The 15,469-nt window shown below is 41.5% G+C and carries 13 protein-coding genes; 6 read left to right on the top strand and 7 right to left on the bottom strand.

What is annotated here, in order from left to right:
* Positions 1–97: 97 nt before the first annotated feature.
* The gene (locus D3P12_RS06110) at positions 98–1,606 is read left to right on the top strand and encodes an acyl-CoA dehydrogenase family protein (protein WP_118194147.1); all 1,509 of its coding nucleotides are present in this window, start codon (positions 98–100) and stop codon (positions 1,604–1,606) included.
* Between the two features lie 74 nt (positions 1,607–1,680).
* On the opposite strand, the gene D3P12_RS06115 is transcribed toward D3P12_RS06110, so the two are convergent.
* A complete protein-coding gene (locus D3P12_RS06115) occupies positions 1,681–3,042 on the bottom strand; it encodes a Gfo/Idh/MocA family protein (RefSeq protein ID WP_118194148.1) in 1,362 nt (453 codons plus the stop codon).
* A 238-nt stretch (positions 3,043–3,280) separates the two neighbouring features.
* On the opposite strand from D3P12_RS06115, the gene D3P12_RS06120 reads away from it, so the two are divergent.
* Complete coding sequence (locus D3P12_RS06120) at positions 3,281–4,036, top strand: SDR family NAD(P)-dependent oxidoreductase (protein ID WP_118194149.1); 756 nt, start codon at positions 3,281–3,283, stop codon at positions 4,034–4,036.
* Positions 4,037–4,226: 190 nt separating this feature from the next.
* Here D3P12_RS06120 and D3P12_RS15320 read toward each other — a convergent pair whose 3' ends face one another.
* Positions 4,227–4,535, bottom strand: a complete 309-nt coding sequence (locus tag D3P12_RS15320; RefSeq protein WP_317124664.1) for a DUF6528 family protein — start codon at positions 4,533–4,535, stop codon at positions 4,227–4,229.
* 94 nt (positions 4,536–4,629) lie between these two features.
* Here D3P12_RS15320 and D3P12_RS06125 point away from each other — a divergent pair, with 94 nt between their 5' ends.
* Positions 4,630–5,538 (top strand): AEC family transporter, encoded by a 909-nt coding sequence (locus tag D3P12_RS06125; RefSeq protein WP_118194150.1) that lies wholly within the window; start codon positions 4,630–4,632, stop codon positions 5,536–5,538.
* Here D3P12_RS06125 and D3P12_RS06130 read toward each other — a convergent pair.
* Positions 5,533–6,024 carry a hypothetical protein gene (locus D3P12_RS06130; protein WP_118194151.1) on the bottom strand — a complete coding sequence of 164 codons (492 nt, stop codon included), beginning with the start codon at positions 6,022–6,024 and terminating at the stop codon, positions 5,533–5,535. The genes D3P12_RS06125 and D3P12_RS06130 overlap by 6 nt on opposite strands.
* A gap of 122 nt (positions 6,025–6,146) precedes the next feature.
* On the opposite strand from D3P12_RS06130, the gene D3P12_RS06135 reads away from it, so the two are divergent.
* Entirely contained in the window at positions 6,147–6,713 is a 567-nt protein-coding gene (locus tag D3P12_RS06135; protein WP_118194152.1) for a thioredoxin family protein, read from the top strand.
* Positions 6,714–6,723: 10 nt separating this feature from the next.
* Here D3P12_RS06135 and D3P12_RS06140 read toward each other — a convergent pair whose 3' ends face one another.
* Entirely contained in the window at positions 6,724–7,410 is a 687-nt protein-coding gene (locus tag D3P12_RS06140; RefSeq protein ID WP_118194153.1) for a phosphoribosylaminoimidazolesuccinocarboxamide synthase, read from the bottom strand.
* 137 nt (positions 7,411–7,547) lie between these two features.
* Between D3P12_RS06140 and D3P12_RS06145 the strand changes: the two genes are divergently transcribed.
* The gene (locus tag D3P12_RS06145) at positions 7,548–7,913 is read left to right on the top strand and encodes a DUF4180 domain-containing protein (RefSeq protein ID WP_118194154.1); all 366 of its coding nucleotides are present in this window, start codon (positions 7,548–7,550) and stop codon (positions 7,911–7,913) included.
* 127 nt (positions 7,914–8,040) lie between these two features.
* Here D3P12_RS06145 and D3P12_RS06150 read toward each other — a convergent pair whose 3' ends face one another.
* The 3 genes from D3P12_RS06150 to D3P12_RS06160 all read right to left on the bottom strand — a co-directional run bounded on the left by D3P12_RS06150 (position 8,041) and on the right by D3P12_RS06160 (position 13,765).
* On the bottom strand, positions 8,041–9,738 hold the full coding sequence (locus tag D3P12_RS06150; protein ID WP_245977403.1) for a RagB/SusD family nutrient uptake outer membrane protein: 1,698 nt from the start codon (positions 9,736–9,738) through the stop codon (positions 8,041–8,043).
* Positions 9,739–9,767: 29 nt separating this feature from the next.
* A complete protein-coding gene (locus D3P12_RS06155) occupies positions 9,768–13,043 on the bottom strand; it encodes a SusC/RagA family TonB-linked outer membrane protein (protein ID WP_118194156.1) in 3,276 nt (1,091 codons plus the stop codon).
* A 422-nt stretch (positions 13,044–13,465) separates the two neighbouring features.
* Positions 13,466–13,765 (bottom strand): cupin domain-containing protein, encoded by a 300-nt coding sequence (locus D3P12_RS06160; protein WP_118194157.1) that lies wholly within the window; start codon positions 13,763–13,765, stop codon positions 13,466–13,468.
* 117 nt (positions 13,766–13,882) lie between these two features.
* On the opposite strand from D3P12_RS06160, the gene D3P12_RS06165 reads away from it, so the two are divergent.
* Positions 13,883–15,298: a sulfatase-like hydrolase/transferase gene (locus D3P12_RS06165; protein WP_118194158.1), complete on the top strand. Its 1,416-nt coding sequence runs from the start codon at positions 13,883–13,885 to the stop codon at positions 15,296–15,298.
* Positions 15,299–15,469 lie beyond the last annotated feature (171 nt).

Below are 15,469 nucleotides of genomic sequence, written 5' to 3' on the forward strand. Positions count from 1 at the left end.
AAATTTTTATTCTTTTAATGTCAAATAAAAAAACACGTTCCCAAAAAGTAGTGGATATAATGCTAATTTATTAGTTTTGGGGAATAAACATACATATATGTCATCACATACGAATGATAAAGAGGAGTTTGAAGGATTTATCAGTGACTTTAAACAAACATTACATTACTTATTTCACGAGAAAGAAAATATAAACAAGCTTAGTCTTGAAAGAGGACTTCCGGCAGAAGTTTGGCATGGTATCATGTCTAAGACGCCTCTTTCCGTGGCTATCCCTTCTGAATATGGGGGGCGGGGAGCTATTGTAAAGGAATGTTTAAGCATACTTTCTGCGGCCTCGTATGAGTCTTTATCACTTTCCCTAACTTTTGGAATCAATATCGCGCTATTTCTTGAGCCGGTTGCTAAGTATGCCAACGATGAAGTAAAGCAGGACATTTTCAATCGTTTTCTTCAAGAAGAAAACATGGGCGGACTGATGATTACTGAGCCCGATTACGGAAGTGATGCCCTCAATATGAAAACTTATAATGAGGAGGTTGACGGCATTTACCGGATAAAAGGAACCAAACATTGGCAAGGGCTTACAGGGATGGCTGACTATTGGTTAATCGCCTCCCGACGAAAATTAAATGATTCTGATCTAGCTCGAGATATTGATTTTTTTATTGCAGACGGTCGCATAGACAAGCAAAAGATAGTTGTAGAGGAGTTATACAATAATCCCGGACTTTATATTATCCCTTATGGGCTTAATAAAATAGATATCGAAGTTCCTTCCAAGTTCAAATTAAACCCAGAATCGACGGGTATTAAAATGATGTTGGATATTCTACACCGTAGCCGTTTCCAGTTTCCAGGCATGGGAATGGGTTTTATTACAAGGATGCTTGATGAAGCCACCAAACATTGTGAAAATCGTATCGTTGGTGCAGGCAATTTGTTGTGTATGGATCAGGTTCAGTACCAATTGTCGCGAATCCAAACAGCTTATACTATTTGTTCCGCGATGTGCTTCAAAAGTAGCTCCGTAAGCGGTATCGATCATAATCTTGCTGCCGAAGGGTTGGAGGCGAACACCATGAAAGCAGTAGTGACCGATCTGATGCATGAGTCGGCTCAAACTTATACTCAACTTTCCGGAGCCAATGGTTATCGAATGGAACATGTTGGCGGTCGCGGAATTATGGATAGCCGTCCTTTCCAAATCTTTGAAGGGTCTAATGAAATGCTCTACTCACAGATTGCCGAGATGGTGACCCGTCAAATGAGGAAGCAAAAACAAGCCAACCTTATGGAATACTTGTTGACTTACGCACCTACAAAAGAGTCGGTTTCCCACTTCAAAAAACATGTTGATTTTTCTATTAACGGAACCATCCCTCAGCGCAAGCTGGTGGATTTAGGGCGTGCAATTGCGCGCATTATCTGTATTGGTTATGTCCTTGAAATGGAAGCTGCCGGATTCCGTAAAGATTTAGTAGAAAATACGATTAAAAACGTTCAGCAAGAAGTTGCCGCCCTCATTAGTGCGTACCATCACAGCAGCGATACACAAGTAATCGTCGATTATAAGGATAATAGCGGCTGGTATTCCTTCGTTTGATGTTATGAAGTAACCTTAAGTGAAGTAAGCTCATGAAACTAAGTCGGCTTAATGCCGCATCGGTTTTATACAGCTTATTTGATAAAAGGATGTTCCCAAGGACTTCTATACGGGCGTCTCAAGCGCTGTGTAGCTTCAGGATCATTTATGCATATTCTCATTTTCGGATCATAACTCACTGGTCGTTTAAGTTCCATTGCTATATTCGCTAAAATGCAGCTTGCTGTGGAAATATGGCCCTCCTCTATATCAGCAACCGGGAGATGGTCGCCTTCGATAGCTGCTATCAAGTTTTGCATATGCCTTCTTGTTGCTGGTGCGGCATTGAGTTCTATTCTCGGTTCTTTTAGATCCTCAGGAAACTCTTCTTTCTCATAAACGACGTCTTTTACAATCCGTTCACCTTTGCCTTGTGGAACAAATTCATATTTCATCGTACTTCCTTTGAGCGTTCCTTTTTCTCCATGAATCACAAAAGCCCAAGGGTATTCCGGGTCAGCCGGTGTACCCCAAGTTCGGTGCTGCCAAACACACTCCAGTTCATCATATTCAAAAATTGCCGTTTGTGTATCCGCTATATTTGATTTTCCATCCTTCTGTACATAAATACCACCAGTTGCGCTGATTCGTTTTGGCCAACCCAGATTAAGAAGCCAGCGTACGGCATCAAACATATGAACACACATATCGCCAGTGATCCCGTTCCCATACTCCATAAAGGTACGCCACCAGCTACCATGAGGTAATCCATCATACGGTCGTAATGGCGCAGGCCCCGTCCACAACTCATAATTCAGGAAATCGGGTACAGGCTCTATTGGCGGATTACCGTTTTTTCTCATATGATAATAACAGCACATATCCACATGAGCTATTTTACCCAATAAACCCTTGTCAATAATATTTTCCTTGGCGTCTATTAGGTGCGGAGTGCTTCGTCGCTGTGTGCCGACTTGTACTTTGCGATTAAGTCTTCGAGCTGTCGCCAAAATAGCCTCACCCTCCAGTACATCCACACTAACGGGCTTCTGTAAATAAAGATGCGCACCAGCTTTCATGGCGTCGACGGCCTGGCGCGCGTGCCAATGATCCGGCGTGCCGATAATGACTATGTCGAAACGATGATCAGCCAGCATCTTCCGGTAATCCTCATAAAGGTGTGGAACTTTTCCAGAAGCCTGTCGTCCACTGATCAGCTGTCCTGCCTCCTTTAAGTGTCTTTCGTCTACATCGCACACCGCAACAACATTGACATCACTAACCTGTATCAGTCTGAACAGATCGCTTTTGCCATACCATCCCGCTCCGATTAACCCCACTCTTAATCCGTTCAATTCACCGGCAGAAACCAGCCCGCTACTTTGCAGTGCGGAAAGTGTTAACACCGCACCCATACCTTGAATAAATTTCTTTCGGTTCAGGTTGTATCTGTTCATGGTCAATTAATTTTAGGGACGTATACAAATCGGTTTTAGTTTTTCTTTCGAAAACAACGAAATAAAGATAATGTTTAACTGCGTATTTTGAATCCCATCGACAGTAAAATCAACGACAAGTCACAACACATTTGCAATCAAATATTTTCCAAAACTTTTTGTGACTTATTTGTTTACCAAATGAAAGCTGTTGTCTTTATAAGCAACAAAAAATCATCTATAAAAAAACAAAATTAAAATGGGACAGCTAGAAAACAAAGTCGCGGTAATTACAGGAGCTGCATCGGGCATCGGAAAGGCGACCGCCTTACTTTTTGCCAAAGAAAAAGCTAAAGTGGTTGTTAGCGATATTAACGAAGAAGACGGAAATAAAACTGTTGAAGAGATTAAAGCCGCTGGTGGCAATGCCATTTTTGTGAAAGCAAATACCGCGAGTGTGGAAGATAATGAGCATTTGGTAAAAGAGACCGTAAAAGCCTTTGGAGGTTTGCATATTTCTGTAAACAATGCAGGGGTTGGAAGTGAATTTTCCAAGGTAGCTGACGTAAAGTTGGAAGATTGGAAACGTGTGATCGACATTAACTTGTCAGGCGTGTTTTATGGAATGAAGTATCAGATTCCCGCCATGATCAAGTCTGGAGGAGGAAGTGTGATTAATATAGCCTCTATCTTGGGGCAAACTGCTTTCGGCGGTTCATCTGCATACGTAGCTGCTAAGCACGGGGTTGTTGGTTTAACTAAAACTGGTGCTATCGATCATGCTTCAGATCAAGTCCGTGTTAATGCCATCGGCCCAGGGTTCGTATATTCGGGTCTGGTAAATGAAGATACTATGGGAAAAGAAGCTATCAAGGACCTAGAGCAAAAACATGCTATGCATCGTTTGGGTGAACCTGAAGAGGTCGCCGCCACTTGTCTTTTCTTAGCATCAGATGCATCATCTTTTGTCACCGGCGCGTATTATCCTGTTGACGGAGGTTATTTAGCATTTTAAAATTTTTTAGTTCATTTATTTAACTACCCGCACCTTATAGAGTTTGATGTCAGGTATATGAATTCGCTTTGAAGGGTTTGTCAGGTAAATATTATGAGTCCACCAGCTTTCTTCAGCAATTGTATAGACGAGTTTGTTTGTTCTCGGATTGTAATTTCCTGATTTGGTATTGTGCTTGTCCTTAAGAGGTTCAAATACAGTAAAGGTTTGGGTGCTTATGCGTCGAATTGGCTACTGCTATGCGGTTGTTTGGAAGCAAGTCAGCCGAGTGAGCCATGGGTGTCTTAGCGTAAAATTCAACCTTACGGCTAGCAATATCAAGGACGATGGTCGCTCCGCCAGATGATGTAAGTAATAATTTCTTATTGTCAAAGATCGGCTTACATTCATCAAGGGGAACAAGCAATCTTTGGTATTCTGACGGAATATCAGAAGCCTCTGTAGTAGACCATGTCCATACTATTTCAGATTGAATATAAGTTTTATCTAAGTTATCAATCGTGTGTCAACTTCGTGTTAAGAATATTTTTTTGTATCCATCTGCATATGGCATATAGACAATTTTAAACGATATTAGCCGTAGAAATTGTGTAATGGTTAACTTCGTTTTGATAGCTTTTTGCATTCTTATCGGAATGCTCTTCAGCAAATATAAATTGGTGCCCCAAGATTCGTATAAAGGCATTAATTCATGGCTGATATATATTGCTTTGCCAGCAGTCTCATTCAGGTATCTTCCAAAGGTAGAATGGACGCCCACGATGTTTTTTCCAGTACTGGCGATGTTTGTTGTATGGGTTGGCGGATGGCTATTTTCCGAATTGATCAGCCGAAAAAAAAGCTACAGACAACGCTCTAGAAGTACGCTTGAATTAGCTACTGGCTATAGCAATACATCTTTCATCGGTTTCCCTTTAGTAGCAGCTTATTTTGGTGAAGAAAATCTGGGCATTGCGATGATTTGTGATCAGACATCTTTTATCATACTTTCAACCGCGGGAATTATCAGTGCATTAAGAGCAAAAGGGAGAGGGGAGAACATAAACTCCAAGCTTGTATACAGAAGGCTGATTACCTTTCCACCACTTATTGCATGCTTGCTGTCACTTATGCTCGGGCCGTTTATTGATTTCAGTTTTGCAGATTCTTTTTTAGATATATTAGTCGCGACTTTAGCGCCCATGGCTCTTTTTTCCATTGGTCTGCAACTAAGGTTCTCGGGATGGAAGAAACAGTTACCCCAGATTTCTTTGTCGCTATTCTACAAACTCCTCTTAGCGCCACTAATTATTTTTGTTTTGGCACTTAGTTTAGGGGTTCGTGACGATATCGGTCGGGTGAGCGTACTGGAAGCCGCCATGCCTACTTTGGTCAGCAGCAGCATCATTGCCGAGCAGTATGGCTTAAACACCAAGTTGCTCAACCTGATCATTGGCGTAGGAATCATTTTAGGTCTATTTACTACTGCTGTTTGGCAGTTCATCCTGAAATCTTATTTATGATCCAAAATGTTCTGCTAGGTAATCGCCGGTTCTTTGTTTTGCAAGATGTTGGAAAGCCTCATTTTTTGGTATAGAAATTTCTTCTTGCAAATTTTCGATTTCGATTCTATTGTCTAGTATTTCTGAGTATAACCTGTTAACCTCCTCTTGCGGCAGGCAGTCGTCATTAATGTCAATCATCAATCTTTCAAGTTTATTAAACAGCTGAACGTAACGTACTTTCAAGTCTCCTAATTTCAGAAGATCCCTGTCGCTCATCACGATCTGATTATTAAAATTGACAGTAACTTCGCTGACAAAAAGGAGCACGCAGGCAATCATTGCAGCAGGTTGCCAAAAGAAAAACAGCGCTGCGCCTAAAAGGGCGATAAGAATGATCATTTTCTTATAGTTATTACGTCTCTTTTTTATCTTCAAAGAATACAGAGATGTATATTCCACGCCAAGTTTGGCGTCATGCAGTGCATTCCACACTTTGTCTTTCATGGTTTGGTCGTTGTTTCTTAGTAAATAACGTGTAGATCTTTTATTTTAAAGCAAGACTATGACATTTGTGGACTAATATACTTCTATCTTTGATAGAAAAATAAAAAAATAAAAATAGTATTATGACATTCCAAGAATACTCTACTGGTTTTGAGAAAATAGTGAACACGCCGTCGGCAGAACAGGCAGCCCCTTATGATAATTCCGATTATATTGATTATACGAAATTGAATTGGTCACGGATGAACCGCTGGCTGAAAAAAGGTAAACTTTCTGAAGGCCTAAAAAGTATAATTCACCAGATCAATGCACCACAGCGGTGGATTGTTATCACTGAGCCTTGGTGTGGTGATGCGGCACATAGTGTTCCGTTTATTGAGTTGGCAAGTCGCGAAAACCCTTTAATAAATGTTTCATATGAACTACGTGATAGTGAACCTTTTCGAATCAATGAATACTTAACCAACGGGTCTAAGTCCATTCCTAAGCTCGTTATACGAGATGCCGAAGGAAATGATTTAGCAACATGGGGACCGCGACCTAAAGCTTGTCAGGATGTTTACGAAAAGCTGATAGCAGAAAATGCAGACTTTGAGAAAACGAAAACTGAAATTCAGCACTGGTACAATAGTAATAAAGGGCACGATATTCAAGAAGAATTACTTGCCCTCTTCAAAGCCATCTCCTAGTCATTTGTTTTTATTGACCAAGAAATAGTTTCTCTAATTCCAACGGTGGTATATATTCGCCGTCCTTGTACACGCGCATATTACCACCTGAAATTTCATCGATCAATAGCAGTTGACCGTTACTCTTGTCGTGTCCAAATTCAAGCTTAATATCGTACAGATCCAAGCCTTTTTTTGCTAACTCCTCTTTTACGATATCGCAGATTTGCTGTGTTAGCTTTTTGAGCTCTTGATAATCTGATTTAGATAGAATACCTAACATCTCTAGCGCGTCATCCGATATCGTCGGGTCACCGCGTTCGTCGTCTTTAATCGTTACTTCCACGAAACGGTCAAGTTCCTGGCCTTCTTCACAATATGCAGCATAACGTCTAAGAAAACTACCCACTGCACGATATCTGCAAATAACTTCTAAACCCTTGCCTATCACCTGCGCGTCCTTCACTGTCATCGACACATCGTCCAGATCTGCAGAAATAAAGTGTGTAGGGATATTACTACTGTTAATCAACTCGTAGAAATACTGCGTCATTTTCAGTCCCGATTTCCCGGCACCTTCGATGCTCAACCCTACAGTATTAGCACCTGGGTCAAAAACTCCATTTTCTCCCGTTACGTCATCTTTAAACTTCAATAGAATTTGGCTGTTGCCTAAACTATAAACATCCTTGGTTTTTCCTTTATATATAAGCTGCATACGATTTGTAATTTTCGGCAAATTAAAAAAATATCTGTGTAATACAGTAATATCTTGTAGTTTCGCTTTTCACTAAAGTTAAATTGATGGCCTAAAGACATTAACAATACTTAAGAGCAATCAAAAAAGCCAGGATCATGGAAGTTGAAATTCACACCAGAAATAATATTGATATCGCTGAAATTACCTCAGATGACGTTATAATCAAAACCATTGATGATGGAGTGGACATCGTAGGTACAACCTATTTTCAAGGCTGTGAGAAAGTCATTCTACATAAACAAAACATTACCCCTGATTTTTTTGATTTAAAGAATAGAATGGCCGGTGAAATTCTCCAGAAGTTTTCTACTTATCGTATTCAATTGGCGATAATTGGAGACTTTTCTAACTTAATGAGCGAAAGCAAAAGTTTAAAAGATTTTATCTACGAAAGTAATCAAGGGAGACAAGTTAATTTTTTGAACTCAGTAGAGGAAGCAATCGAACGTTTCTCCGCTTAATACCGTTCTGTTTAGTGTTGTTTTAGCGATGCCAATAATGCATAATATCCAAACTAACTCACTAACAATAAAATGCGAAGGCCGATCATGTTGACCGGCCTCACATTATAAAACTAAAAACAAAGCATTATTTCTGAGTTAAAGCACCATCACTACGGTCAATTTCCACCTGTGGTATTGGCCAATATTCGGCACCAGCACTGAAGGTTAAACCTTTATAAGAAGAAAGATACTCACCTTCAAAAGCCGAATAGCTTTCAATGGTTTCCTTCGCTATTCCCCAACGTACCAGATCAAAGAATCGATGACCTTCCAGAGCCAGCTCCAACCGGCGTTCAAACCGAACTGCAGTTCTCGCTTGCTCCTGATTCGCAAAAGAAGGATAAGGTTTAACCGAGTATGCCGCTGCATTCGCTCCTGAAGCTGTCTTTTTTGGTGCTAATTTAGCCGCACGATTACGGACATCATTGACCAGTTTTAATGCGCCTGCCAAGTTCCCTAATTCAACTTCACATTCCGCAGCCATTAACCAAACATCTGCCAATCGTATGATATTCACATCCAAGCCAGTGATATAATTTTCACCCGGAGCAGCGTTGGTTGCGAACTGTGATTGAGGAATCATTGTTTTTATTCCCACAAACGGCCCTGCATAATTAGCGTCACGTATCCACGCATTACCTGGCATAATGCCGTAATCCAAATAAGAAACACCCCTGCGTCCAACGGTATAATCCAAACGTGGATCAAACCGGATAGAAACATCTAAGCTATAAGAGCCCGTTGGGTTTTCTAGATCAGATAAATAGGGATCGTCCCGATAGCTCTTGTCCAAATAAGGCAAACCATTTGCGTCAACTTGGTAAGCATTGACTAAATCAATAGTAGGTTGGTAAAAGCCACAGCAACCCACCGGAGAGCTGCCATATAATCCGGATAACATATCTCCGACATTGGCATTGTCTGCAGATCCGTTGGAGTTGATTGCATGTTTAGAAACCATTACCACTTCATCTCCATTTTCCGTTGTCACATCAAAATTATTCCAGAACGGCATGGAAACCAAATCTTTGCCGGCCATTACCTGCTTAAACAGCGGTAGCGCCTCGGCATGTTTATTTTGATAAAGGTAAAGTTTGCCCAAATAAGCGCGAGCGGCATTTTTATCCATACGACCAGCTTCGCCGTTGATCTTGCTCTCAGGTAGAGCATCGATAGCAAATTTTAAATCTTCCTCAATTAGTGGCGTTATGTCCTGATCATTCGGCGTTGTTTTTGCCTCTTCCGTTGTCATGGCTTCGGTAATGACAGGTAGGTTTCTAAAAACCCTCCATAAGAAAAAGTAGTAATGTGCGCGCAACATTCTTGCTTCGCCCTGTATTTCGGTAGCACGTTCTGGCGTGATCTCTTGTGGCCCTTCTTGGTCTGCTGCCAAGAGTTTTAACGTATTGTTACATCTGAGTACCCCCTCATAATACACTTGCCACATTGTACTCAAATTATCATTGGTACTGATCGTGTTGTAAGACTCGATCATATTCATAGGCGTCTGGTCCGTAAGCTCTGATCCTTTGTGGGCATTGTCAGACGCCAGTTCGCCGAATATCCATTGGCTAGGCGCAGACGCATAGTTTCCCCAAGTGCCACTGACATTCCCATTTAGTATACTGTATGCGCCAATCAGCGCCGCCTCTACACCTTCTTTATTGCCGACTTGCGGTTCAGAAAGCTGTCCTTGAGGTAGTTTCTGTAAGAATTCTTTACCACAGGAGCTAATGAACAACATTCCTGCACTCAAAAGAATTATTAATTTATTTCGTTTCATAATTATTCTAGTTAATGTTTGTCTGACAATTAAAATCCTAAATTCAGTCCGAATGTATATTGACGAGCTTGTGGATATACACCAAAATCAACCCCCAGAGCCGGATAGGCCGATGGAGTAGCTGATACTTCCGGATCTAAACCTTCGTATTTCGTAAACGTAAACAAGTTCGTAACCCCAAAATAGACCCTTAAATTGGTGAAAGAAGTACTTTTTCCAAATAGTTTATCAGTAGGAACGTTGTAACCTAACTGAAGATTTTTAACTTTCAGGAAGCTGCCGTCTTGTATGTAGTAAGTCGATGTGGCATATTCCAACGCGCTGGTTTTGTCATTTGGATCCGGTAAGGAAGGAACGCTGCTACCGGGATTTGATTCGCTCCATGCATTCAATATTCGGGTACTTTTCTGACCTTTGAATACACCAAAATCAGTGAAATACCGAGTCGCTTCGTACAGGTCATTTCCTTGTGAACCATATAGATACACAAGAAGATCGAAGTTCTTATAATTTGCGTTTATGTTGAACGAATAGACAAAATCGGGATGTGGGTTACCGATAATCGTTCGGTCGCCAGGGTCAATTTCACCATTATTATTAACATCAGCATATTTCAATCCTCCTGGTCTTGCATCATCATAAGACGGAGAATTCTGTACATCTTGTTCGTTTTGATAGATACCTACAACCTGATACCCATAGAAAGATCCAAAAGGCTGACCTTTTTGCATAATAGAAGTCTCCATACTTCTAAACACACCGTAGTTTACCTGTGATACAGACGGTGCTAGTTCTTCAACTTTGTTTACATAACGTGAGAAGTTGGCGGATAAATCAAACGTAAAAGGTTTTTCCTGACGGTAGCCATAGTGATAGCCCAATGAGAATTCAAAACCTTTATTACTCATATCACCGATGTTTTGATAAGGCGATGCGGCTCGTCCAGCCGCAGCGGCTGGCAGAGGAACCAAGAATAGCATATCGGTCGTCTGCTTATTGAACCAGTCAAATGACCCGTCAAAATCTCCATTAAGTACAGTAAAGTCAATACCCACGTTCAACGATTTTACCTGCTCCCATTTGATATCCGGATTAGCATAAGAGTTTTGCCAGATACCGTTAACCACACCATCAGAAATCGGATAGGATGATTGTGTAAGTGACGCCAAATACCTGTTCAGGTATTGGAAACCCGGTATACGTTGGTTACCCGTAACACCGTAACCGGCACGGAGTTTCAGATCAGTTAGCCATTCAGCGCCTTGGGCAAACTCCTCTTGTGAAATCCGCCATGCCCCACTAATTCCCGGAAAAACACCATATAGGTTATTCTCTCCAAAGTTTGAAGAACCGTCACGACGGCCAATCACGCTTAATAGATACCTGTCTTTATAAGCATAATCTGCTTTACCCATAATAGAGAACATACTCCCCAATGAGCCGCTCCCGTTGTTGTTGAAATTGGTACTTCCCGAACTTAAGTATAGGTAATCTAGGCTATTCATAATGAAATATCCGTTCCGACTTCCATCTATACCTCTATTTTGAGTCTGAAAAGCCTCGGTGCCGACCATCACATTTAAGCTATGGTCATCACCCAATTCAGGACGGTAGTTTAATGTATTTGTCCAGGTCCACTCGGTCGTATAGCCGTGGTATTCGCTCATGCCATTGTTAAAACTACCTTCTGAAAATTCAGGGTTAGGATAGTTATAGCTGACGCCATTATAATTTTCATAACGAAGACCGAAGCTGGATCTCAATGTCAAGCCTTCAATGAAATCATATTCGGCAAAAGCATTCCCAAAAAAGAAGTTCGATCGGTTCAGATTATCCTTTGCACGGTAGGCCATCGCAACAGGGTTCTGTCCGTTACCCAATCCACTTCCAAAAGAACCAGCAAAGTTTCCTCCTTCATCATAAACCGGGATAATATTTTGGATGCGGTATGCGAACCCAAGTACAGAGCCTTCACCTTGATACCCGCCGGCAGTGTTCGGATTAACACCCATCCCGAAACCTTGCGTAAAGTTGTACGACATGTTTTCTCCAAACCGCAACTTCTTGTCGAAGGCATTAAATTGTGTATTGGTCCGAATGTTATAACGCTTAAATCCTGTATGGATCAGACTGCCGACTTGATCCAGATAGCCGCCAGAAACGGCATATTTTGCAGATTCGGTACCCCCGGTTACGCTCAGTTGGTAAGACTGAATTGGTGCGGTTTGGGACAGCTCCTCAATCCAGTTCGTACCTTGTTTATTTGCCTTTGTGATTTGATAGAAAGAAGCCCTGTCTTTAGCAAAATAATTGTATTTACTCATATCTGCGTCCTCTGGCGTCACATCCCAATTCGTGGCTTCACCGGCAAGTAAATAATCCGGAAGTTCAAGGTTTGTGCCTGCAAATTTGTTGTCAATATCTAAAATCTGCTGCGGAGTTAGCATATCGGGGAACGAACCCTTATTCGGTATCCCCGCGCCGGCGTATAGATCCAGGTTTATACGCGTTTTTCCTTCCAAACCACTTTTTGTGGTAACAATGACCACCCCATTATTTGCGCGGGCTCCATAAATAGATGCAGCTGATGCGTCCTTTAGCACCTGCATACTTTCAATATCATTTTGGTTTAGCCAGCTGAGTTTTCCTTCATAAGGCACACCGTCGATAATATAAAGAGGTTCGTTGTTGTTGATTGTACTGTACCCGCGAATACGGATTTGTGGTGTTGAGCCAGGAGCCCCATCGTTTACAATCTGTACACCAGTAGCCCGGCCCTGTAATGCTTCCACGGCGCTACCTGCAGGTTGTGATTTTAGCTCCGTTACGTTAACTACCGCCACAGATCCGGTCAAATCCTTTTTTCGTTGAGAGCTATAGCCCGTAACTACTACTTCATTCAGGTCACTGCTGTCTTCTGAAAGTTCAATTTTGATCGCCTGATCTGATGATGTAACGGTATATCGCGCTGTAACAAATCCTAAAAAGCTGACTTCGAGTATATCGTTTGGTTCAGCATCGATAACGAAATTTCCAGAAGCATCCGTTGTGGTACCCGTTGTTTTCCCGACGATTTTAATAGTTGCTCCTGGAATTGGTAATTGGTCTGCTTGGTTGATGACCGTTCCTTTTACCGGAGTTTGCACGACATTCAATAATGAATGCGTAGAGATTTTGTTCCATACTGAACCTTCCGATGCGGTTGCACTGCCCATAACGAGCATACCCATGGAAATCAGTAGCCCATTCTTTAACGATCTTTTGGAAACGAAAGAACGGCTATGGAATTTCATAGTTTTTCCCATAATAGATTTTGTTTTTTGGTTGATGATTAGGTGATTATCATAATTTTGGACATAACATATCCGTTAACCAACTGTAGTTCAGTTGATCTTGTGCACAAACAAATAGGTTTATGCGAAGAAGAGTTACTTCTTTTTACTAATTGATACTGGTGTTTAGGTTGGGGTTAAGTAGCTGTGTTTCATTCAGTTGATAATTTATGTTTATATAATTTTTTGATTTTAATAAAACCCATAAATCCTGATCAACCAATAAACACACACAAAGTCCTCCGACGGCATCTAATCAACCCAGCGATAAAATCACAAAAGGAGGGACACGATCACAGAATAAAATAGGCCTAGTAGTTAGTTTGTTTTAGGTACACTAAGCTATGAATTATTTTTTAGAAAACTGAATTCCGGAAATTATTATTTCGCCCCGATCATTCCCCTTGTGACAAGATACATAGGCTATCTGCCCTAGCTTCGACAGAATGCATCACTCCAACAGGTATATCGACTTCGTCATACTGGTCAAGTTCAATCGTTCTGTTTTCTTCCTTATAAACGACAGATCCTTCCATAACCGTTAGTTTGGATTTGATGTGTGCCTTGTGCTCTTTCAAAATCATCCCATTGTTAAAAGCCATGATCAGGACCTTAAACCCTGAACCTTGATGTAATGATTGAGCAACCGGGCCTCTCGATGTTTTCAACTTTTCTTTTACTTCCTTGATTGTCATATGCAGAGTTTTTATTTAGTGATTGAAATTCCAAATAGCATAAAAATAGCAATAAAAGATGGAGTCTTGATATAATTGGTCAAGCTTGCTCCAATTTTATTTTTTTACATTTACGTTATGAGTACATATTACAATATGAATATCTCCATTTGGGTCGCTATCTTTTTGATCTTATTTGGTGGCAAACAAGAGGTTAGAGGATCAGAAGACCCCAAAAAACCAAACATTATTTTTATTTTAATAGATGATATGGGGTGGGCAGATCTTTCCAGCTTCGGAAATCCTGATGCTCAGACCCCCAATATTGATCGATTGGCTTCAGAGGGAATAAGCTTCGACCAATTCTACGTCAATGCACCCATATGTTCCCCTTCGCGTACCGCAATCTTAACAGGCACTTATCCACAACGTTGGGATATCACATCATATTTATCCAACCGCAAGGAAAATGCGGAACGCGGATTAGCAAACTGGTTGGATCTTTCTGCGCCGACTTTAGCCAAAGACTTAAAGCGAGCTGGATATGCTACCGGTCATTTCGGAAAATGGCATATGGGCGGACAACGAGACGTTGCCGAGGCACCAGCAATTGCCGAATATGGATTTGATAAGTCACTGACAAACTTTGAAGGGATGGGGCCTAAATTGTTACCACTCACTAAGAATGCCAAAGGTGAAGTGGGCCGGATCTGGGAAGATGCAGAACGGCTCGGTGGATCGTTTACCTGGATGCAGCGCTCTGAAATAACGACTGGATTTATCGATGCCGCGATGGACTTTATCGAGGACTCGAAAAAGTCGAATAAGCCTTTTTACATCAATATTTGGCCTGATGATGTCCACAGCCCTTTTTGGCCACCTTTCGAAGATTATAACCTAACCAAAGAAGATAAAAAGCGCGCACTCTATCTGGCGGTTCTTGAGTCGATGGATAAACAATTCGGTAAACTGTTTGAATATGTAAAAAGTGACCAGGAGCTTCGGGACAACACAATCATTATTTTTTGTTCTGACAATGGACCTGAACCAGGGGCCGGAAGTGCTGGTGATCTCCGAGGGTTTAAAGGGCATTTGTATGAAGGCGGAATTCGTTCTTCTCTCATTGTTTGGGGGCCGACTTTTGTTTCTAAAAAAGTACGGGGACAGCATAATAAGCAAAATTACTTCACGGCGGTCGACCTCAAACCGTCCATTTTAGAGCTGACGGGTGTTGATGCGCAGCAGGGTGAATTAGCAGATGGTGAAAGTGTGTTACCGACCTTGCTTGGTAAAAAACAAACCTCCCGACAATCACCTGCGTTCTGGTCGCGCCCACCCGATCGGAAACACTTCAAAGACTTTGATCAGCCTTTACCCGATCTCGCAATTCGAGAAGGAAACTATAAACTACTCTGTGACTTTGATGGGGGAAGACCAGAACTGTTCGATCTAACGAAAGACCCCGAGGAAAAGAATAACCTTGCAGCTAAACATCTCGATAAAGTAAAAGAGATGACCAAGAAGGTCATGAACTGGTATCGGGAAGTGACTTAGTGACGTAGTGGTAATGGTGGAGACGGTATTTCACCTACTACGCAGGAGCACGCTTGGAAAACCGACGAAAGAAACGAGTACACAATCAAATTTAAATAAGCTTTTCTTGAAAACCCAGAAAGAATCTGGGTTAGGACTTGTTTAGGCTTGTCTCTTATTTAACCCGTAGTG

It is taken from the genome of Pedobacter indicus, assembly GCF_003449035.1.
GTDB classification, from domain to species: domain Bacteria; phylum Bacteroidota; class Bacteroidia; order Sphingobacteriales; family Sphingobacteriaceae; genus Albibacterium; species Albibacterium indicum.

Coding starts and splice junctions, on each gene's coding strand:
- D3P12_RS06110 (WP_118194147.1), top strand. CDS start 98: ATGTCATCACATACGAATGATAAAGAGGAGTTTGAAGGATTTATCAGT.
- D3P12_RS06115 (WP_118194148.1), bottom strand. CDS start 3,042: ATGAACAGATACAACCTGAACCGAAAGAAATTTATTCAAGGTATGGGT.
- D3P12_RS06120 (WP_118194149.1), top strand. CDS start 3,281: ATGGGACAGCTAGAAAACAAAGTCGCGGTAATTACAGGAGCTGCATCG.
- D3P12_RS06125 (WP_118194150.1), top strand. CDS start 4,630: ATGGTTAACTTCGTTTTGATAGCTTTTTGCATTCTTATCGGAATGCTC.
- D3P12_RS06130 (WP_118194151.1), bottom strand. CDS start 6,024: ATGAAAGACAAAGTGTGGAATGCACTGCATGACGCCAAACTTGGCGTG.
- D3P12_RS06135 (WP_118194152.1), top strand. CDS start 6,147: ATGACATTCCAAGAATACTCTACTGGTTTTGAGAAAATAGTGAACACG.
- D3P12_RS06140 (WP_118194153.1), bottom strand. CDS start 7,410: ATGCAGCTTATATATAAAGGAAAAACCAAGGATGTTTATAGTTTAGGC.
- D3P12_RS06145 (WP_118194154.1), top strand. CDS start 7,548: ATGGAAGTTGAAATTCACACCAGAAATAATATTGATATCGCTGAAATT.
- D3P12_RS06150 (WP_245977403.1), bottom strand. CDS start 9,738: ATGAAACGAAATAAATTAATAATTCTTTTGAGTGCAGGAATGTTGTTC.
- D3P12_RS06155 (WP_118194156.1), bottom strand. CDS start 13,043: ATGGGAAAAACTATGAAATTCCATAGCCGTTCTTTCGTTTCCAAAAGA.
- D3P12_RS06160 (WP_118194157.1), bottom strand. CDS start 13,765: ATGACAATCAAGGAAGTAAAAGAAAAGTTGAAAACATCGAGAGGCCCG.
- D3P12_RS06165 (WP_118194158.1), top strand. CDS start 13,883: ATGAGTACATATTACAATATGAATATCTCCATTTGGGTCGCTATCTTT.